Source organism: Geomonas diazotrophica, assembly GCF_019063885.1.
Lineage (GTDB): Bacteria > Desulfobacterota > Desulfuromonadia > Geobacterales > Geobacteraceae > Geomonas > Geomonas diazotrophica.
Map to the genome: position 1 here is coordinate 3,472,501 of NZ_CP077684.1, position 18,973 is coordinate 3,491,473.

An 18,973-nucleotide genomic window follows, 5' to 3' on the forward strand; every position below is an offset into this window, starting at 1 on the left:
CTTGGTCAGGGAGTAGACGACGATGTCGGCTCCGTGCTTCAGCGGCTGGAACACGAACGGGGTCGCCGCTGTGTTGTCAACGATGTACGGGATGCCGGCATCATGGGCGACTTTGGCGATAGCTTCGAAATCGTCGACGTTGTTCTTGGGATTGCCGATGGCCTCGCTGTAGACCAGGCGGGTGTTCTCGTCGATGGCTTTGCGAATGTTCTCCGGGTCGGAGGAGTCGACAAATTTCACCGTGATGCCGAGCTTCGGCAAGGTGTAGTGAAAGAGGTTGTAGGTTCCGCCGTACAGGTAACTCGTTGAGATGATGTTCTGGCCTGCGCTCGCAATGTTGAGGACGGCATAGGTGGTGGCAGCCTGGCCGGAAGCCACGGCGAGAGCAGCGACACCTCCATCCAACTCGGCTACCCTCTTCTCCAGCACGTCGGTGGTCGGGTTCATCAAACGCGTGTAGATGTTGCCGAACTCCTTGAGCCCGAAAAGGTTGGCTGCGTGTTCCGAACTCTTGAAGACATAGGAGGAGGTCTGGTAGATGGGCACGGCACGGGACAGGGTGGTCGGATCTACCGTCTGACCGGCATGAAGTGCAAGGGTGTCAAATCCAAAAGATTTTTCTGACATAGTTCTCTCCCGTCCTTTTCTGAAGCTTTTTTATAAAGAATGCACGATGTATCCTCTATACAAAAACATCAGCCAACTTGTCAACAAATTTGCCATTAAAAACTCTACCGATCTAGTCCGGGAGCCTTCCGTAAAGCTCGGTTGCCCGTGCGAGTTTAGTGGCCAGCTTCCCTGAGAAGGCGTCGGACGGGCACCGCCAGCTCCAGTTGCCCCCCGCCACCCCCGGCATGTTCATCCTGCCGCTGCTGGGAAGCTCCAAGAGGTCCTGCATAGGGATGATGGCGTAATCGGCCACCGAGGCGAGCGCGCATTTCACCATCTGCCACACGATGTCGTTTCCGTCCCGGTCGAAATAGGCCAGCACGTTCTTCTGCTCTTTCGCCTTCAAGGAACTGAACCACCCGGCGGTAGTGTCGTTGTCGTGAGTCCCCGTATAGACTACGAACGACCTGACATGGTTGTGCGGCAGGTACGGGTTGTCGGGCCCGGAACCGAAGGCGAACTGGAGGATCTTCATTCCGGGGAAGCCGAACTGGTCCCTCAGCGCTTCCACCTCAGGAGTGATGACCCCGAGGTCCTCTGCGATGATCGGCAGGGTTCCCAAGGCCTTACGCAGAGCGTGGAAGAGCGATTCGCCCGGCCCCTTGACCCAGCGACCGTTGACGGCAGTCTTCTCCCACATCGGCACCTCCCAGAATGCCTCGAAACCTCGGAAGTGGTCGATCCTAACCATGTCGTAGAGGGAGAGATCGTTGCGCAGCCGGGCTATCCACCAGCCGTACCCTTCCTGAGCCATCCTGTCCCAGTTGTAAAGCGGGTTGCCCCACAACTGCCCCGTCTTGCTGAAGTAGTCGGGAGGGACCCCGGCGACGACGATGGGAACGCCTTTCTCGTCCAGATGGAACAAGTGGGGGTTCGCCCAGACATCGGCTGAATCGTAGGCTACGAATATGGGAAGATCGCCGACGATGGAGATGCCAAGAACGTTGGCGTAGGTTTTCAGTTGCTTCCACTGCCGGGAGAACTGCCATTGTATGTACTTTTGCTCGCCGATGGCCGTTCCCAACTTCTCGCTCCAGGAGGAGAGCGCCTCCGGTGCCCGGTTTGCCAGGTCATCCGGCCAATCCTTCCAACTGACCTCCTTGAACTGTTCCTTAAGCGCCATGAAAAGCGCGTAGTCATGCAGCCAGAAGGTGTTGTCGCAAAAATGCCAGAACTCCTCCTTGCGCTTTTGTGGCGACTCCATGAAGAAGCGAGCGGCGGCATCCTTGAGCCTAGCCATCTTATATATCTCGGTGGCGCCGTAATCGACCCGCTCTGAATCAAGTTCCTGCTTGAAATCCTCCGTCAGCAGATCGCCCTCGTCCTGCAGCATCTCAAGATTGATCAACAAGGGGTTGCCGGCAAAGGCCGAGTAACAGGAGTATGGCGAGTTGCCGTAGGCTGTGGGGCCAAGGGGAAGGATCTGCCACAGGGACTGTCCTGACTTGTGCAGAAAATCTACGAATCTCTTTGCTTCTTCACCGAAGGAACCAATCCCGCCCGGGCCGGGCAAAGATGTGGGGTGCAACAGTATCCCACTCTTTCTCTTTCTCAGCATGTAGACCTCGATAACATCGAAATGGGCAACAGAAGGTGGTGCCGGAAATGAGCAGAAATCACTATGACATAAAACGCCTGTAATGCAATGATGCAAAGACTTTACGGCACGGACGGCAAATGGTATAGTGCCGCCCATGGAAACCATAAAGACTGCATCTTTCGAATCGCTGATCGAGCTCGCGGTACCTGATGGGGATGGGTACATCTTCACCCTGGATGGTGAGACTTTCCGGATCAAGGACACTCTTGAAATAACGGGGATCGCCAGCAGGAAAGGGTACATCATCATCTATTAGGAGCGGACGGGACTGGTTGGGCCTGTTCCGACTGATCGGAACTTTTCTGACTGGTTGGAGCGAGAGTGGGCGGCGGCGTCTTTGTGGCCGGTCATGCGGCGGCCAGGATCTCGTCCACACGCACTCCATCCAGGGTCTCCTCCTCGAGCAGGGCTACGGCAAGCGCATCCAGCTTGCTGCGGTTGCCGCCGACCAATTCCATCGCCTTCAGCTCAGCGGAATGGATCAGGGTCGCTATCTCCTGATCAATCAGCCAGGCCATCTCTTCCGAAAAGGTCTTTTCCTCCGCAAGCTTCATCCCCAGAAACGGGTGTTCCTCTCCGCGCGGAAAGGTCATGGCCCCTATCTTTTCACTCATCCCCCATTGACAGACCATCCTCTCGGCGAGTTCCGTGACGTGCTTCAGATCGCTCTGAGCACCTGAAGAGACGTCGTTGAACACGATGCGCTCCGCGACCCGTCCCCCCAAGGCCACACAGAGGCGGTTCACCAGGTAGGCACGCGGGTAGTGGTAACGATCATCCTCGGGCAACTGCTGGGTCACGCCCAAGGCGCGCCCCCTTGGCAGGATGGTCACCTTGTGCACCGGGTCGGTACTGGGAAGCAAGCGCGCCACAAGCGCGTGGCCCGCCTCGTGATAGGCGGTGATCCGCTTTTCCTCGTCCGAGATCACCATGTGGCGTTCCCCCCCCATGAGGATCTTATCCTTCGCCCGTTCCAAGTCCTCCAACCCCACCACGACCTTGTTGTCGCGAGCGGCCAGGATGGCACCCTCGTTGACCAGCCCTTCCAGGTCGGCCCCGGTCATGCCAGGGGTTCCCTTGGCGATCACGGCCAGGTCCACCTCCGGCGCCAGGGGAATCCTCCTGGTGTGCACCTTGAGAATCTTCTCCCGATCCCGCCAGTCCGGGCGCTCGATGACCACATTGCGGTCGAAGCGACCGGGGCGGAGCAAGGCCGGATCGAGCACGTCCGGTCGGTTGGTCGCCGCGATCACGACGACCTCGGTGTGAGGATCGAAGCCATCCATCTCGGAGAGTAGCTGGTTCAGGGTCTGCTCCCGCTCGTCGTGACCGCCGCCGAAACCGGCGCCGCGGCTTCGTCCCACCGCATCCAGCTCGTCGATGAAGATTATGCTGGGCAGCACCTTCCGGGCGCTGGCGAACAGGTCCCGGACCCGGCTGGCGCCGACGCCGACAAACATCTCGATGAAGGCGGAGGCGGAAATGGAGAAGAAGGGAACGCCGGACTCCCCCGCCACCGCCCTGGCCAGGAGCGTCTTGCCGGTTCCCGGGGGACCTACCAGGAGCACCCCCTTCGGCACCTTCCCCCCGATCTGCTGGAATTTCCTTGGTTCCTTCAGATACTCCACCACCTCGCGCAGTTCCTGCTTTGCCTCTTCCATCCCTGCCACGTCCGCGAAGGTGACATCGATCCGCTCGGAGGTGTAGGCCTTGGCCCCTGAGCGCGAGAAGCCTCCCATCATGCCGCTCGCCCCCTGCTTGCGCATCCCTCTCATCACGAAGAGCCAGACCCCGATGATGATAAGCCACGGCAGCAGGTACAGGAAGATGGACCCCAGAGGAGACCCTTCGGTGGAAATGACGTTCACGTCGACGCGCCGGGCGCTCAGTTCCGGCAAAAGGGTGGGATCTTCCAGCGCAGGGAGGGTGGTGCTGAAGTTGGCAGCATCGACACTCTGACCTTTTTGTTCGACGGTCGCAGCCGGCACCTTGATGGCGGTGCGGAACTGCCCCTTGGCGCTCTTTCCCCTCAGGGTCAGCTTGGCAATGTTATCGGCGGCAAGCTCGGCGCGGAAACGGCTGTAGGTGATTTCCGCCCCACGCTCCGCCGTCTGCTTCACCATCGTCCCGTAGAAGAGATCGAGCAGCAAAACAAACAAGGCGGTGATCAGCAACGGCCTCCAAAAGGTGTGGGCCATGACCCTGCTCCTTCAACTCAGGCTGAAAAAGGCACCTCGGTATTCTAACCAAGTTGGAGAACATTACAAGATTTTAACCGTAGCTCGGACCGGCGCGCCCCTTACCCTTCCACGCGGTAGGAGCCAAAGCCAAACGATGCGCTTTTGCCGAGATGGGTAGCTTGTCCCAACTGCAGCAACAGGTGGAATGGTTCCAAGTCGCCGGCAAAGCGGGCACTACCGAGGATCCCCGCCGGGCGGCCGTTCCAGGATACGAAGCGGCAGTCCGACTCCACGGTGCGCACAGACTCACTGTGCTGGGACAGCCAGCGATAATCCAGGGCAGGTTCGGCGCCTTCATAGTGGTAGGCGAGCGAGGACACCCGGCGCATCAGGGTGCGGGCGAAGTTGGCAAAGGTGAAGGTCTTGAGCAGGCGGCCATCCTGCACCAGCTTCAGGGGGGTCAGTAGACGTATCGCGACGGTTTCCGTCGGCAGCGGTCCGGTAAGGGCCGGGTCCAGGGAACCCAGCAGAGGGAGGGAAAGGGAGCCGTCGCCGGAGTATGCGGTGCGCTCTCCCCCCGGGGATTCGGCCATCACACCGACCGGGGCGCCTCCCTTTTGTTCGATGAGGAGTCCGACCGCCGCGAGGTAGGTCGGGAGGTGCTGGATGGCGCTGCCGACGAGGGTGAGCACAAGTTCGCAGACGCGGCCGCGGTTTGGGGGTGGCAAAAGCACCGGGAAGTCGAAAATGAAAGGAAGGGGCGGCTTCTGGTGGCGTCGGACCGCCTCCGGGTCCTCCGCTATCTGCTGGTCGAACGTCGCCGCAAAAGCACATTCCACGTTACGGCAACCGGCGCAGTCGCCCCTTTTGCAGGAGAGGGCCGTACGGAAGGCGGCCTCGAAGTCCGCCCTGGTGGCGTAGAAGGCGTAGGGATCACCGAGATCCTGCCTGAGGGTGAAGCTGAACCACAGCCTCGCGTAATGCAGTTCCACTGGTATTTCCTTTTACTGCTGGGGGAAGTGCGCCGATTCGCGCAGCCTGCGCTCGAGGTACCGGCCGACCTGCGCCATGACGTCCAGGACCTCGCCATCCTGGGGAAGCATCGCGCGGAACCGTTCCAGCACCGACCGTTCCCGGATCAGCCTCAAGGTCGCAGGATAGTTGATGTCGTAGATCCAGGAAACCTGCAGCAGCTTGAAATCGTTGAGGCTCTTCAGCGTGGAGAGTTGGACCATCTTCCCGGCGGTTACGGCGGCGAGAGGTTCGGCGGAGCAGCCGGGGAGATCGGGGAAGCCAAGCCCCGCGCCGGAGGCGCGCTGGTCTGCGGGGGCATTGAAGTACTCAATGAAGACGCGCCAGATGTCGAGTTTGTCGGCATCACGCAGCAGCCTGAGCAGGTCGGTGGTTACGGCGGGGAGTCCATCGGGCACCTGAAAGGCGTTGTGCATCCGCACCGCTATCTCGATGCAGGCACGCTCCTCCCCGGGAAGGAACTCGAGCAACTGGTGCTGTTTCATGAGTTGCGCGGAGAGGTGGGCGTGGTTCAGCGAGTCGCTGTCCTTGAAGGTGTGGTGATCCCTGAATTGGGGGAAGCGGCCGAGGTCGTGGCACAGCGCGGCGATTTCGGCCAGCATCTCGAAGCGCGGCCCCATCCCCTGCGCGATGAGCAGGGCATCCCGGCAGACGTTACGGGTATGCTCTTCCTTCAGGTCGAAGTTGCGCTGCACTTCCCGGTCCGGGGTGCGGAAGGAATTGCAGTAGGAGGTGAACCAGTCGCGCAGCGGCGCCAGGTCCGGCAGAGGTACCGCTTCACTCATCGTGCATCTTCTTGACCACGTACTCCGAGAACTCCGCCATCACCTTGGACTCGTCGCCCCCCTGGTAGGAGATGATGCTGCGCAGGTGGGCGAAGGACTCCACGTCCATTTTGTCGAAGGCGCAGCCGAGGCCTCCGGGGACCAGCCGCGCCACCGTACCCTTCACGTTGATGACGACCGGGTCGGGGGCCGCGGAGAGGTAGATGGTCACCTCGACCGGCGTGCCGACCGGAATCAGCTCCTGCGTCTCCATGTAGAGGCCGTGCAGACTCACGTCCGTCACCTCTCCCTTGACTGCCACTCCCTCCGCCTGCAGCAAGGCGGAGACCCTGAAATCGACCCGTGAAAAGTTGCGCCTTTCTTTCATCGTGTTCCCCCTTCAGACAGCCAGCTACAAAAGGGGGCGCGAGGCCCCCTCTCGGTGTTTCTCAGCTTGATGGCGGTGCTAGTCCTCGAAGTTGCCTTCCGGTCCCTTGTCCCGGGTAAGTCCCTGGGCCTGCTTGGGGAGCTGCTCCTTGGTCCACTCAGCCGGGTTCTCGATCCGCTTTCCTTTGGGGCCGAGGTCGTAGGATCCGGCCTTGAGGATGGCGTCGATGGCAAGCGGCGCCGTGTCGGCGGAGTTGAAGACGTTGGCGATCAGGTTGTAGGCGAAATCCTCGACCCTCTTACTCATGCGCTCGCGCACTTCCTTGGGCTGGGCCAAAAGTTTGTTCTCGAACGGGAGGTTGAGGTTCTTGTAGTCCCCCTTCTTCCACCCCTTGGACTCGGCGAATGCAACCATCTCGGCCCACAGCTCCTCGCTCATCCCCTCGCCCTTCACCTTGATGAAGTTGCCGTTCTCGTCGAGCTTGGCGTTGCCGTAGTCGTTGACCTCGAGCCCCCAGGAGATGAACTGCAGGGCGGTCGCCACGTTGGCCTTGGTGGTGCGGGTGTTCTGCGCGATCTGGCGCAGCCTGTCGTAGCTGTTGCCGGAAGTGCCGTGCTGGGCGCCGTTAACGCCGTACTGCTTGATCGCCTCGTGGATTTCTGCGGTGAGGTCGACCTGGATGCCGGCGTCGGAGGCCTCGATGCCGTGGGTGGTGCCGTTGTTCAGAGCGATCCAGTCCGGGAAGATACCGTGGGCGTTGAGGCCGCGGATCAAAAAGAGCGCTTCGGGAACGGTGGAAAGCCCCTCCTTCCCCTTGATCTCGCCCACCTCGGTCTCGAGACCGGCCCAGGCCGGGATCACGCCGCTGAGTTCGATGTTGGCGAGGAGGTTCTCCTCGTCGGGAAGGTGCGATGCGTCGATGGCGATGGAGGTGATGCCGGCTTCGAACATGCTCGGAATCTCGACCTTGGCCGACTTGACGTCCCCTTCCCCCTTGATGCCGTAGTGGTCGGCGTGGATGGCTACCGGGATGGTGATGCCGAGCTCGTTGGCGACGGCGTCGACCTGGCGGGCCATGTTCCAGTAGTTGACCGGGCAGTATGCCTTCTGACCACCTTCGCTCTTGGCGATCTCGATGATGACGGCGGCGTTGGCGCGCTGGGCCGCGGCGAGCACCCCGCGGATGACGAAGTGGTTGCGGCCGTTGGCAGCCAGGGCCAGGGCATGTCCCTTGGCGTTCATGGCGCGGTCGATGACCTTGCCGCTTACGAGCAGTGCTTTGGAATTGGGGAAGAGTTTCGCTACGTTGGGGGGACGCCCTACTTCGAGCGCTTTGACGAAATCTGAAGATGTTGCAGTCATATCTCCTCCTTTGGGTGGGAATATCAAATCACATGAAAAAAGCCGCTTTCTTATAGCATCTTAATCATACAAAGGCAAGGACCTTCGCTACTGCCCCAGGGTGAACACGGTGCTGCCTCCCCCGGAGAACGGCGCGCTGCCTAGATATTCTCCCTTCCAGTAAAGAGCGGCGTCCCCGGCAGGGAGACCGGCCTCGACCGGGGCGAAAGCGAAACGCTCGGGAGGCTCTGCACCGGCGGCACCGGTGACCGTGAGCGGGTAGCGGGCCAGGACCGGGAAATCTCCCCGCACCGCATCGACCGCTCCCGGCTTTGCCGTCGTTCCTCGCGCCACCTGGTACTGCACACCTTTCTCGCGCTGCTGGAGCTTCGCGTGCAGCAGCAACTCGGCGCCCCCCTCCCCCGAGAACCGGAGATCGTAACTGGGGATCCAGCGCTCGTTACCCACCAGGTAGGAGACGCGGGTTTTGCTGCCGGTGACCCAGATACGCGCCGACGCGACCCCCTTGGCGGCCATCGCCAGCTCCCGCTCCACGGCGTCGAGGGCGAGTCGGCACTTGCGCTTGCTGCGGTAAACCGCCTCCATCTGGTTCAGAGCGAACTCGGTCCCCTGCTGCAGCGTGACCACCGGATCGGGGTTGGCCTTCGTCTTCCTTGGGGCCTTGCCACTTTGCGACCTGGCAGCGGCGGAGAAGATCTCCTCGCGCCGGTTCAGGGCGTCCATGCGGTCCTGCAACTCGCCGCGGCGTTCCCGGAGCCTGGCTATCTCGCCAGCCCGGCGCCGGTCCTGTTCAGCCGGGACCAGCTCTACCCTCAGCACGCTCCCCCCCGGCGCCTTCACCCGGAGCGACCCCGGTGCGAAGCCGTCCGGCAACGGGAGTTCGAGGTAGCCGCCGGAGGCGGAAAACTCCTGCTCCACCCGCGCCCCGTCCAGGTACAGGGTGACGCTCTTTTGCCCGGCGACGGCCTGCTGGCAGAGCAACACCGGGAGCAGAAAAAAGGCAAGCGGCATCAGGCGCATGGGGCACCTCGCAACGAAGCCTGGGGCTAAAAAGCACAAAGCACAACTTTACAGCGCCCCGGTACCATTGCAAGCAGCCGGTATGATTACTTCTCTACGTCGAGAAGCTCCACTTCGAAGATCAGGGTGGCGTTCGGGGGAATCACCCCGCCGGCGCCGTTGGCACCGTAGCCCAGCTGCGGCGGGACCACCAGCTTACGCTTGCCCCCCACCTTCATGGACATGACCCCCTCGTCCCAGCCCGGGATCACTTCGCCTGCCCCGATCCTGAAGATGAAGGGCTGGCCGCGATCGAGCGAGCTGTCGAACTTGGTGCCGTTTTCCAGGGTCCCGGTGTAGTGCACCTTCACCCCCTTGCCCGAGGTCGGGGAGGGGCCGGTACCTACCACGAGGTCGGTATAGGAAAGACCGGAGGGGGTGGTCACCGCCCCCGCGGCGACCTTGGCTGCGGTTTTTTCGGTTGCCGGCTGCTTGGCGGGATCCTTCTGGGAGCAGGCGGGTATGGCTACCGCCGCCATGAGCAGCAGCAGCACGAGGAACTTCTCTACGTTGCGCATCAATTTTCCTCCGTGAGGTTTTGGTATGCAGTTAATCCAGCAAATGGATGAAGAGGCCGCTTCTGAGTTTGGGCTCGAACCATGTCGATTTGGGCGGCATGATCTTGTCCTCGTCGGCAAGCGACATCAGTTCCTCGATCGAGGTCGGGAACAGCGAGAAGGCCACCATGTACTCCCCGGAGTTGACCACCCGCTCCAGTTCCTCGACGCCGCGGATGCCGCCGACGAAGTGGATGCGCTGGTCGGTGCGGGGGTTGCGCACCCCGAGGACCGGGCTGAGCAAGTTGTCCTGCAGGATGGAGACGTCCATGGAGGCGACCGGGTCGTTCTCCTGGAAGGAATCCTCGCGGGGGGTGAGCTCGTACCACTTGCCTCCCAGATACATGCCGAACTGGTGGCGCTCCCCCGGGTTGACCGCGCCGGAAACCGGGGTGACCTCGAAACGCTCGCCGACGCGCGCCATGTACTCGGCGACGCCGCGGCCGTTAAGATCCTTCACCACCCTGTTGTAGGGCATGATGGTCATCTCGTTGTCCGGGAAGATCACGGTGAGGAAGTAGTTGTACTCCTCGCTGCCGGTGTGCTTCGGGTTGGCGTCCCTTCTCAGGTCCCGCACGCGGCTCGCTGCGGCGCTGCGGTGATGCCCGTCTGCGACATAGAGGGTCGGTATGGCGGCGAAGCTCATGGTGAGGGATTCGATCAGCTTCGGGTCGGCGATGTCCCAAAGGGCGTGGGAGACGCCGTCATCGGTGGTGAAATCGTACAGGGGCGTCCCCTGGGTCACCCGATCGATGGTCGCCGTGATCGCGGCATCGTGACGGTAGGTGTAGAAGACCGGTTCGTCGTTCGCGTTGAGCGCGTCGATATGTTTGACGCGATCCTCCTCTTTGTCCGCCCTGGTCAGCTCGTGCTTCTTGATGGTGCCGGTCTGGTAGTCGTCCACGCCGGCACAGACCACGAGGCCGGTCTGGGTGATGCTCCCCATCTTCTGGCGGTACACGTAGTAGCGCTCGGTCTCGTCCTGCAGCAGCGCCCCCTCGGCCAGGAATCGCTCAAGGTTTTCACGCCCCTTGAGGTACACCGGCTCCGAATGCACATCGACCTCCCGGGGAAGATCGATCTCGGGACGGGAGATGTGCAGGAAGCTCACCGGGTTGCCGGCGGCCATCTGGATGGCCTCCTCGGTGTTCATCACGTCATAGGGAAGGGCGGCGACCTTCTCAGCCAGCTCCTTTTTGGGGCGTACCGCCTTGAACGGCTTGATAAATGCCATAACTGCTCCTGTCTCTTTTTTCGTTCAACGTTCAACGTTCACCGTCAACGTCTTAACACAAGTTCTCGGTTCGATGTTCTACGTTTGAGGCTTATCGGCCGCCGGAGCGCCGGGATTAAAAATACCGTTTCGCCCCGACGAACTTCTTCTGGAAGTAGGACTCGTCCATGGAGCTCACCTTGATGTCGTCGCCGCGGCGCGGCGCATGCACGAACCGGCCGTTGCCGACGAAGATGCCGACGTGGTTGATCTCGTCGGAGGAAGCCCCGAAGAAGACCAGGTCGCCGTCTTTGAGCTCTTCACGCCCGACCGCGTCCCCCACCCGGTACTGCTCCCGCGAGGTGCGCGGGATGTTGACGCCGCACAGGTTGTAGACCGCGCGCACGAATCCGCTGCAGTCCATGCCGTCCACCACGGTGTCCCCGCCCCAGCGGTAGGGGATGCCCACGAACCGCTCGGCGGTGCGGGCCGCGATGTTCCCCATGTCGCTGCGGTCGCGCTTCACCGGCTCCTCGCGCTTCCTGCCAGGCTTCACCGGGGTGGTAATGGAGGGCGCGGGCGCCTTCTCGATCACGGTCTCCCGCACCAGCGCGGTGCGGTCGGGCTGCGGCGGCGCGATGAAGTAGGAGCCGATGGTGCGCTCCTTCACCAGCTTCTGGGCCGCCTTGCGCGCCTCTTCCCGGCGGGGGAAGTCCCCGAAACGGACCGCGTAGATGCCGTTTTCCCGCTTGAAGTAAAAGGCCTCGATACCCTGCTCCTGCAGTTTCCTGGTGAGGCGCTCGGCGTTTTTCACGTCGGAGAAGGCCCCCACCTGGATGGCGAAACCGACGCTGGAAAGGCCGGCGCGCTGCGCGGCGCAGCCGGTGGCCGCGGGTGCGAGGAGGAGGAGATATACAATCAACAGTCTTGCCGTCTTAAGCATTATGGTTCCTTGTCTGGTCCCGCCCCGGAGGGGGAGAGGTACAGCTCGTACGCTTGCAGGGAGGAGGTCGGAGCCCCTAGATGTCCTTGGTTTCCCGGCGCACGCCCATTAGGTAGGGAACCACGAAGTCGTCCAGGGCGCCGTCCAGCACGTTGTCCGGGTTGCCGCTCTCCACGCCGGTGCGCAGGTCCTTGACCATCTTGTAGGGGTGCAGCACGTAGGAGCGAATCTGGCTCCCCCAGCCGATCTCCTTTTTCTCGCCCGCGATATCGGCCGCCTTCGCCTCGCGCTCCCGGAGCTCCATCTCGTAGAGCTTGGAACGGAGCACCTTCATGGCGGTGGCCTTGTTCATGTGCTGGCTGCGCTCGCTCTGGCAGGCCACCACGGTGCCGGTGGGAAGATGCGTGATCCTGATGGCCGAGTCGGTGGTGTTGACGTGCTGGCCGCCGGCGCCCGAGGAGCGGTAGGTGTCGATCCTCAGGTCGCTCTCCGGGATCTTGATCTCGATGTCGTCCTCCTCGATCACAGGAAAGACGAACACGGACGCGAACGAGGTGTGACGCCGCGCGCTGCTGTCGAAGGGGGAGATGCGCACCAGCCGGTGGATGCCCGCTTCCGCCTTCAGGTAACCGTAGGCGAACTCGCCGGTGGCCGCGAAGGTGACCCCCTTGATCCCGGCCCCATCACCCTCCTGGTAGTCGGTGATCTCGGTCTTCCACCCCTTCTTCTCGCAGTAGCGCAGGTACATGCGCAGGAGCATCTCGGCCCAGTCCTGAGACTCGGTGCCGCCGGCCCCGGAGTTGATGGAGACGAAAGCGCCGGAGGCGTCATGGGGGCCGGAGAGCATCCTGCGGAATTCCGCCTGGCTCACCCCGATCTCCAGCTGCTCGTTCATGCCGTGGACCTCGGCCAGCGTCGCCTCGTCCTGCTCCTCGTTCCCGAGCTCGATCAGCTCCTGGATGTCGCGGGCCTGGCGCTCGAGGGTTTCCCAGGTGGTGACGTCCTTCTCCATCGCCATCCTGTCCTTGAGCACCTTCTGGGCCTTTTCGGCGTCGTTCCAAAAGTCGGCGCGCGAGGTCAACTCCTCGAGCTCGTGCATCCGCTCCCGCTTGTCATCTACGTCAAAGAGACCCCCGAAGCTTGTGGATTCGCTCGGCAAGGTCCTCGATCTTGGCAATTTCTTCTCTGAACATCTCAAAACTCCTTATGGTCGCATCGCCGGCAAGGCGATCACTGGTATTGGCAAAGCGTCAGTTACGGCGCCCGCGGTAACAGGCGATCCCCATCCCGATACTGCCGGAGAGGCAGAGCAGGGCGAAGAGATCGCCGAAACGGTTATAGAAGGTCCGACCGGTCCCCGGCCTCACCTCGCCGCTCAGGGTCGCCTCCTGGAAAAGCTGGGTCATGCCCCGGATGTGCCCCTTGCTGTCTATCACCGAGGAGATGCCGGTGTTGGCCGCCCGCACCAGGGGAACCCGGTTCTCCACGGCCCGGAACACGGTCATGGAAAGGTGCTGGTAAGGGGCGGAACTGCGCCCGAACCAGGCGTCGTTGGTGATGTTCACCAGCACCTGGGCTCCCCTTTCAACATAGGCGTTGGCCACTTCCGGGAAGATCCCCTCGAAGCAGACCAATACGCCGAGTTTCCCGACCGAGGCCGGCAGCACAACAGCCTCCCTGCCGGGGGAGAAGTCGCCGATCCCGGTGACCAGCTTGTTCACGAAGGGGAGCAGCGGGGCCAGCGGCACGTACTCGCCGAAGGGGACCAGGTGCAGCTTGTCGCTTCTCCCCGCGATGGCGCCCTGTTCGGAGATGAGGTACGCGCTGTTCAGGTAGCGCATCCTTCCCCCCTCCTGCTCGTAGGCGGGGCTCCCCACCACCAGCGGGCTCTTCAACTCTACGGCCAGCGCACGCACCCGCGCCGCGTAGGCCGGCTCCCGCTGCAGGAAAAACGGCAGGGCACTCTCCGGCCAGACCACCAGGGTCCCCGGCTCCCGGCACGCCTCCCGGGTGAGCCGTTCGTAGGTCTTAAGCGTCGCATCCTGGAAGGCGGGATCCCACTTCACGTCCTGCGGGATGTTCCCCTGCACCAGGAGGACCTTCCGGGGCTCCCCCTTTTCGACGCGGGTCAGCGCGGTGACGCCGTAGACCATGGTCGCCGCCAGCAGCAGCACCAGCAGCAACAGGGCGCGCACCGGGTAGGGTTTGCGGTGGCGCATCGACACCCAGTTCCGGTAGAACACCACGTTGCCCAGGGCGACCAGGAAGCTTACCCCGTACACCCCGGTCACGTCGCTGATCTGGATCAGCGGCAGGGTCCGGTATTGGGAATAGCCGAGGCTCGCCCAAGGAAACCCGGTCAAAATGTAGGAGCGGATCGCCTCCCCCGATACCCACAAAAGCGGGAAGGAGCAAAGGAGCGGAATCCGGCTCCCTTCGCAGCGCCGCACCAGCCAGAGCACCGCGCCGGGATAGAGCGCCAGGTAGCCGACCAGGGTGAGGTAGAGCGTCACGCTCACCGTCCAGTGCAGCTTCCCGTAGTTCATCATCACCACGTTGAGCCAGTACAGGATGCCCGCGTAGGCGACGCATCCGGCCGTGAAGCCGAACTGGAAACCGAGCCGGGGCGAGACGCGATCGGTCGCCAGGAAAAGCGGCACGAAGGCGATCCAGGCCAGGGGCGATATCCCGGGCAGCGGGAAGGAAAGTGCCAGCAAAACGCCAGAGAACAGCGCCAGCAGGTAGCGTCCCGCGGTCGCCTCACCGGCGATGGCGGTGCGCGCGGTCACGGTTCCTCGGACTCCCCGGCCTGTTGCTGCCTCCTCGCGATGTGCACCTTGGCGATCCGTCTCTCGTCCGCTTCCAGCACGGTGAGCACCAGCGAGTCGTTCTCGATCACCTCGCCCTCGGCGGGGATGCGGCCGGTCAGGTGGAAGAGGAGCCCCCCCACCGTCTCGAAGTTTTCCTTCTCGATCTCGACGTCGAACTGCTCTTCCAGTTCCTCGATGGGAAGCCTGCCGTCGGCGACGATGGAGCCGTCCGTCTGCACCGAGAGGCGCTCGGTCTCAAGGTCGTACTCGTCCTGGATGTCCCCCACGATCTCCTCCAAGAGGTCCTCGATGGTGACCAGTCCCGCGGTGCCGCCGTACTCGTCGATGACCACCGCCATATGGACCCGGCGCTTCTTGAAGTCGTGCAGCAGCTCCTCGAGGTTCTTGGTTTCCGGGATGAAGAAGGGGGGACGGATCAGTTTCCTGAGCTCGATGGCGTGGTCGGGCTCCCCCCAGTAGCGCAGCAGGTCCTTGGCGTATATGAGGCCGATGACGTTGTCGATGGTCCCCTCGTAGACCGGAAGGCGCGAATGGCCGGAGGCGATGATGGACTTCAGCACCTCGCGCACCTCGTCCTCGATGGAGACGCAGGCCATCTCCATGCGCGGCAGCATGATCTCGCGCACCATCGAGTCGCCGAGGGTCAGGATGGAACGGATCATCGCGTTCTCTTCCTGGTTGATGACCCCTTCTTCCTCGCCGGCATCCATGATCTCCTGGATCTCCGCCTCGGTGACCTTCTTTTTGCCGTACAAGAGCCGGGTCAGGGATTCGATGAGTCCCTGGCCCCTGCGTCCGTTACCCTCTTCCAAGGATCTGTCTCCTTAATGTTGCTGCGTTGTCTGTCAAAGCCGTCTCACCAGAAGGCGCGGAACAGCAGGTGCACCGCCATGGTGATCCCCACCCCGACCAGCGCGCCCACCACGATCTCCCGGGGGCGGTGGATCCTGAGCAGCAGGCGCGAGTGGCTGACCATCACGGCCAGGATGAAGCTGAAAAGCGCGATGAGCGGTTCCTGGGTGCGCAGCGCCACCGAGGTGGCGATGGAAAAGGCGACCGCCGAGTGGCCGCTGGCGCCCCCCCCTTCGAGCGGCTTTCCCGTCCCGCCGTGCGCCTTGAGGATCACGACCACGATGAGCACCAGGATCGCCGAGACCACCATCCCCAGTTCCGACTCCGTCCCCAGCATCTCCAGACCCTGCCTTTGCCAGGGGAGCACGTACTTGGCGAGCACCAGGTATCCCATGATGGCGGTGCCGAAAGCGGCCACCAGCACGGCCCCCGCCGCTACGTCCTTGGCCAGCTTGGCCATGGGATGGTAGTCCGGCGAGATCATGTCCACCACCACCTCGATGGCGGTGTTGAGCAATTCGGCGAAGAGGACGAAGCTGATGGCCAAGGCCAGCAGCATGAACTCTATAGAGGAGACCCGCAACAGCAGCGCAACGAACAGCACGGCGAGCGCGGCCAGGAAGTGGTAGCGCATGTGCTTCTGCGTGCGGGTGGTGTGAAGGATCCCCTCGATGGCGCAGTTCACGGAGTCGATGAAGCGGGTCGGCTTCATATCAAGCCCCTGCCCCGGCTAGACAAGCCCTTCCTCAACCAGCAGGGAGAAGATCTCCCGCTCCTTGGCCTCCATGCGGGCGGCTTCGGCCTCGCCGCTTCTTTCATGGTCGTAGCCGGTGATGTGCAGGACGCCGTGCAAAAGCAGGAAGTACAGGCGGTTCAAGAAGGTGTCGCCGGCCTCCTCGGCCTCGCGCGCCGCGGTGTCGACGGAGATGACCACGTCCCCGAGAAGGCCGGGGTTGATGGAGCCGAACTCCCCCTCCTGCATGGCGAAGGAGATCACGTTGGTAGCCTTGTCCCGCCCCAGGTACTCCCGGTTCAGGACCCGGATGGCCCGGTCCCCGACGATGCTGACGGAGAGTTCCGCCTCAGGACATCCCAAGGCGTCTAAGATCCTCTGCGCCACCTTTCGCAGCTGCGTCTTCGCGACCGGTATCCGCCTTTGGCGATTCGCTATCGTTATCCTCTGGCTTCTTGGCAATCGTCTTCTCCTTGTAGGCAGGCTCGGGGTAATCGATGCGCTGGTGATAGATCCCCGCCAGTATCTGGTTGAAGCTCTTGGCTATCTCGTGCAGGTTCTTGAGTGTCAGCTCGCACTCGTCCAGCTGGCCGTCGATGAAGATGTTGTTGATGATCTTCTGCACCAGCCCCTGGATCCTGGCGGGCGTCGGGTCGGTGAGGGTGCGCGAGGCGGCCTCCACGCAGTCGGCCAAAAGCACGAGCCCCGCCTCCCTGGTCTGCGGCTTGGGGCCGGGATAGCGGAAGTCCCGCTCGTCGACCGGGGGAGAGCCCGGCGTCTCGAGCCCCTTCGCCTTCAGGTAGAAGTAGTTGATCAGCGAGGTGCCGTGGGACTGCCGGATGATCTCGATGATCGGCTGCCCGATGCGGTGCTCCTTGGCGAGTTCGACCCCGTCCTTCATGTGCGAGATCAGGATCAGCGCGCTCATGCTGGGGGAGAGCTTGTCGTGGCGGTTCTCGCCGTCGCGGATGTTCTCGATGAAGTACTGCGGCTTCTTCAGCTTCCCGACGTCATGGTAGTAGGCGGCAACGCGCGCGAGCAGCGGGTTGGCGTTGATCGCCTCGGCGCCCGCCTCGACCATGTTCCCCACCAGGACGCTGTGGTGGTAGGTGCCGGGGGCGCGGATCATCAGTTCGCGCAGAAGCGGCGAGTTGAGATTGGCCAGTTCCAGCAGCTTCACGTCGGTGGTGTACTGGAAGAGCGCCTCGATGAGCGGGATGGTGCCGGAGACGTAGACCGCGTTGATCAGGCCGCCCAGGAAGGCGAAGATGATGCAATAAAGCGGCTGCAGGGAAAGCGGGCTGTCGTTGTAGACGTGGAAGCAGACGGCGAGCGCCATGTTCACCGCGCTTACCTTGAACCCCGCGCTGTAGATGGTCCCCCGCTCCTTGCACTGGCGCACCCCGTGGGCGCCCACGATGCCTCCGAGCAGGGCGTAGACCACCACCTGCAGCGAGTTGTTCAGCATGATCCCGGTGAGCGGCGCCGTGATGGCGCAGTAGACCAGGGCGACCTCGGAGTTCAGGATGATCCTGACGATGATGGCGGAGGCCGCGAACGGGAAGAGGTAGAAGTAACTCGCCGTGTCGATGGAGGGGAAGAGCCCGCCCAGGGCGGTCGACACCGCCGACACCAGCTTGAGGACCGCGAAGTTGGCCACCGTCAGAAGGGACAGCAGCAGGACGTCCTTGTTGCTCGGGTTGAACTTCCTGATGTTCTTGCGGCCGAAGCGGTACGGGGCGTAGCAGAGCACCAGGATCAGGCCGAAGATCCCCAGGCCGGTGAGAACGGGGGTACTGTTCCTGGTCTTGAAGATCTTCTCCAGCTTCATCGCCTGCTCGGAGGTCACCCGCTCCCCCACCCGGACGATCATCTCGCCGCGCTTCATCTTGAAGAGCACCGGGCGCACCGCGGCGCGCGCCTCGCTCTTCTTGGCGTCGGTACCGTTGCGATCGAAGGTGAGGTTGGGCGCGATCATGCGTAGCGCCACCCCCTTCAGCAGTTCCAGCTCGTGGGGCGCCGCCCCCTGGGTCAGGGCGGCCTGGGAGAAGATGCGTCGCGCGGCGGGGAGGTCGATGCTCGCGCTGTAGTCGCCTCCGGCGACGTCCTGCCTGGTGGCATCATCCACCACCACGATGCCGTGGCGCAGGTCGGCGGCGAAGTGGCCGCGGTCGGCAACGATGCGCTGCCGGTACAGGGGGGCCAGCTGCCGCGCCAGGTCGGCGAGGAAAGCGCGCTGTTGCTTGACGTGGGAGAGTGCCGCGAGTTCCTGGGCCGAGATATCGACGCCGAGCACGGCGACTGCCGCCTTGCGCCTGGCCTCCCCGTGCAGGGTGGGATCATCCACGACATCCAGCGCGTCATCGAAGCGGCGCACCAGTTCAATGTTGCCGTTGGCGGCGAGGGTGTAGACGAAGGGCGCGGCACCCTCCGCCTCCGCCCGTTTCTTCTCGGTCAGCAGCAGGTCCTCGATGAGGTAATCTTGGCTGGCACGGATGTCGGAGGTGGCAATGTCCCCCTCGCGGTACTGCACCGAGAGGAACTGCGGGCTCGGAATGATGAGCAGGGTGAGGAACAAGGCGGTGAGGAACAGCATGATGAAGCGGCTGCGCTTCTCATACCGGTCGCAGGTGAAACCCTGGGCAACCGCGTCCATCCAGCTGTCGCAAAGCCGGATCAGCGAACTCTTCTGAATTGTCTGTTTGTCGCCGCTTTCGGTGGGCATTATCTTCAATGGTTCCCGTGTCGTAAGGACAGAGACTGCAAGAATAGCAGCAAGGGGACAATATA

At 62.7% G+C, this 18,973-nt stretch carries 18 protein-coding genes (1 of these 18 cut by a window edge); 1 reads left to right on the forward strand and 17 read right to left on the reverse strand.

Going from position 1 to position 18,973, the window contains the following annotated elements:
• A protein-coding gene (locus tag KP003_RS15045; protein ID WP_217299854.1) for an O-acetylhomoserine aminocarboxypropyltransferase/cysteine synthase family protein crosses the window boundary here: on the reverse strand, nt 1-627 show its 5' end (the start). Its footprint begins 657 nt before the window's first position; 627 of the gene's 1,284 nt are visible here — the first part of the coding sequence; the start codon lies at nt 625-627; its stop codon lies off the left edge, out of view.
• Between the two features lie 112 nt (nt 628-739).
• A complete protein-coding gene (gene malQ, locus KP003_RS15050) occupies nt 740-2,227 on the reverse strand; it encodes a 4-alpha-glucanotransferase (RefSeq protein ID WP_217299855.1) in 1,488 nt (495 codons plus the stop codon).
• A gap of 136 nt (nt 2,228-2,363) precedes the next feature.
• Between malQ and KP003_RS15055 the strand changes: the two genes are divergently transcribed.
• Nucleotides 2,364-2,525, forward strand: coding sequence for a hypothetical protein (locus KP003_RS15055; protein WP_216500562.1), 162 nt, complete (start codon nt 2,364-2,366; stop codon nt 2,523-2,525).
• Between the two features lie 91 nt (nt 2,526-2,616).
• Here the strand turns inward: KP003_RS15055 and ftsH are convergent, their stop codons facing one another.
• The 15 genes from ftsH to KP003_RS15130 form a co-directional block, all read right to left on the reverse strand.
• Nucleotides 2,617-4,467: an ATP-dependent zinc metalloprotease FtsH gene (gene ftsH / locus KP003_RS15060; protein WP_217299856.1), complete on the reverse strand. Its 1,851-nt coding sequence runs from the start codon at nt 4,465-4,467 to the stop codon at nt 2,617-2,619.
• Nucleotides 4,468-4,568: 101 nt separating this feature from the next.
• Entirely contained in the window at nt 4,569-5,441 is an 873-nt protein-coding gene (gene cas6, locus KP003_RS15065; protein ID WP_217299857.1) for a CRISPR system precrRNA processing endoribonuclease RAMP protein Cas6, read from the reverse strand.
• A 12-nt stretch (nt 5,442-5,453) separates the two neighbouring features.
• Nucleotides 5,454-6,266, reverse strand: coding sequence for an HD domain-containing protein (locus KP003_RS15070; protein WP_216789061.1), 813 nt, complete (start codon nt 6,264-6,266; stop codon nt 5,454-5,456).
• Nucleotides 6,259-6,633 carry a PilZ domain-containing protein gene (locus tag KP003_RS15075; protein WP_216500566.1) on the reverse strand — a complete coding sequence of 125 codons (375 nt, stop codon included), beginning with the start codon at nt 6,631-6,633 and terminating at the stop codon, nt 6,259-6,261. The genes KP003_RS15070 and KP003_RS15075 overlap by 8 nt, the downstream gene beginning before the upstream one ends.
• A gap of 78 nt (nt 6,634-6,711) precedes the next feature.
• Nucleotides 6,712-7,995, reverse strand: coding sequence for a class II fructose-bisphosphate aldolase (locus tag KP003_RS15080; protein WP_217299858.1), 1,284 nt, complete (start codon nt 7,993-7,995; stop codon nt 6,712-6,714).
• 87 nt (nt 7,996-8,082) lie between these two features.
• A complete protein-coding gene (locus KP003_RS15085; protein ID WP_217299859.1) occupies nt 8,083-9,015 on the reverse strand; it encodes a DUF4140 domain-containing protein in 933 nt (310 codons plus the stop codon).
• Between the two features lie 86 nt (nt 9,016-9,101).
• A complete protein-coding gene (locus KP003_RS15090) occupies nt 9,102-9,572 on the reverse strand; it encodes an FKBP-type peptidyl-prolyl cis-trans isomerase (RefSeq protein WP_216500569.1) in 471 nt (156 codons plus the stop codon).
• A 31-nt stretch (nt 9,573-9,603) separates the two neighbouring features.
• Nucleotides 9,604-10,845, reverse strand: coding sequence for a DUF1015 domain-containing protein (locus KP003_RS15095; RefSeq protein ID WP_217299860.1), 1,242 nt, complete (start codon nt 10,843-10,845; stop codon nt 9,604-9,606).
• Nucleotides 10,846-10,960: 115 nt separating this feature from the next.
• A complete protein-coding gene (locus KP003_RS15100) occupies nt 10,961-11,767 on the reverse strand; it encodes an NlpC/P60 family protein (RefSeq protein ID WP_216789072.1) in 807 nt (268 codons plus the stop codon).
• A gap of 76 nt (nt 11,768-11,843) precedes the next feature.
• Nucleotides 11,844-12,960, reverse strand: a protein-coding gene (prfB, locus tag KP003_RS15105; RefSeq protein ID WP_216500572.1) for a peptide chain release factor 2 whose coding sequence is annotated in 2 segments (ribosomal slippage) — nt 11,844-12,890 and nt 12,892-12,960 — 1,116 coding nt in all. Because the reading frame shifts where the segments join, the coding sequence is not laid out codon by codon here.
• A gap of 57 nt (nt 12,961-13,017) precedes the next feature.
• Nucleotides 13,018-14,556 carry an apolipoprotein N-acyltransferase gene (gene lnt / locus KP003_RS15110; protein ID WP_217299861.1) on the reverse strand — a complete coding sequence of 513 codons (1,539 nt, stop codon included), beginning with the start codon at nt 14,554-14,556 and terminating at the stop codon, nt 13,018-13,020.
• Nucleotides 14,553-15,410, reverse strand: a complete 858-nt coding sequence (locus tag KP003_RS15115) for a hemolysin family protein (protein WP_217299862.1) — start codon at nt 15,408-15,410, stop codon at nt 14,553-14,555. The genes lnt and KP003_RS15115 overlap by 4 nt, the downstream gene beginning before the upstream one ends.
• Before the next feature lie 44 nt (nt 15,411-15,454).
• On the reverse strand, nt 15,455-16,162 hold the full coding sequence (locus KP003_RS15120) for a diacylglycerol kinase (RefSeq protein WP_217299863.1): 708 nt from the start codon (nt 16,160-16,162) through the stop codon (nt 15,455-15,457).
• A gap of 18 nt (nt 16,163-16,180) precedes the next feature.
• Entirely contained in the window at nt 16,181-16,579 is a 399-nt protein-coding gene (ybeY, locus tag KP003_RS15125; RefSeq protein ID WP_496197155.1) for an rRNA maturation RNase YbeY, read from the reverse strand.
• On the reverse strand, nt 16,533-18,908 hold the full coding sequence (locus KP003_RS15130; RefSeq protein WP_216791990.1) for an HD family phosphohydrolase: 2,376 nt from the start codon (nt 18,906-18,908) through the stop codon (nt 16,533-16,535). The genes ybeY and KP003_RS15130 overlap by 47 nt, the downstream gene beginning before the upstream one ends.
• Between the last annotated feature and the right edge of the window lie 65 nt (nt 18,909-18,973).

What these genes read in the sequence shown, in the direction of transcription:
- malQ (WP_217299855.1), bottom strand. Translation starts at nt 2,227, where the DNA reads ATGCTGAGAAAGAGAAAGAGTGGGATACTGTTGCACCCCACATCTTTG.
- KP003_RS15055 (WP_216500562.1), top strand. Translation starts at nt 2,364, where the DNA reads ATGGAAACCATAAAGACTGCATCTTTCGAATCGCTGATCGAGCTCGCG.
- ftsH (WP_217299856.1), bottom strand. Translation starts at nt 4,467, where the DNA reads ATGGCCCACACCTTTTGGAGGCCGTTGCTGATCACCGCCTTGTTTGTT.
- KP003_RS15070 (WP_216789061.1), bottom strand. Translation starts at nt 6,266, where the DNA reads ATGAGTGAAGCGGTACCTCTGCCGGACCTGGCGCCGCTGCGCGACTGG.
- KP003_RS15075 (WP_216500566.1), bottom strand. Translation starts at nt 6,633, where the DNA reads ATGAAAGAAAGGCGCAACTTTTCACGGGTCGATTTCAGGGTCTCCGCC.
- KP003_RS15080 (WP_217299858.1), bottom strand. Translation starts at nt 7,995, where the DNA reads ATGACTGCAACATCTTCAGATTTCGTCAAAGCGCTCGAAGTAGGGCGT.
- KP003_RS15085 (WP_217299859.1), bottom strand. Translation starts at nt 9,015, where the DNA reads ATGCGCCTGATGCCGCTTGCCTTTTTTCTGCTCCCGGTGTTGCTCTGC.
- KP003_RS15090 (WP_216500569.1), bottom strand. Translation starts at nt 9,572, where the DNA reads ATGCGCAACGTAGAGAAGTTCCTCGTGCTGCTGCTGCTCATGGCGGCG.
- KP003_RS15095 (WP_217299860.1), bottom strand. Translation starts at nt 10,845, where the DNA reads ATGGCATTTATCAAGCCGTTCAAGGCGGTACGCCCCAAAAAGGAGCTG.
- KP003_RS15100 (WP_216789072.1), bottom strand. Translation starts at nt 11,767, where the DNA reads ATGCTTAAGACGGCAAGACTGTTGATTGTATATCTCCTCCTCCTCGCA.
- KP003_RS15120 (WP_217299863.1), bottom strand. Translation starts at nt 16,162, where the DNA reads ATGAAGCCGACCCGCTTCATCGACTCCGTGAACTGCGCCATCGAGGGG.
- KP003_RS15130 (WP_216791990.1), bottom strand. Translation starts at nt 18,908, where the DNA reads ATGCCCACCGAAAGCGGCGACAAACAGACAATTCAGAAGAGTTCGCTG.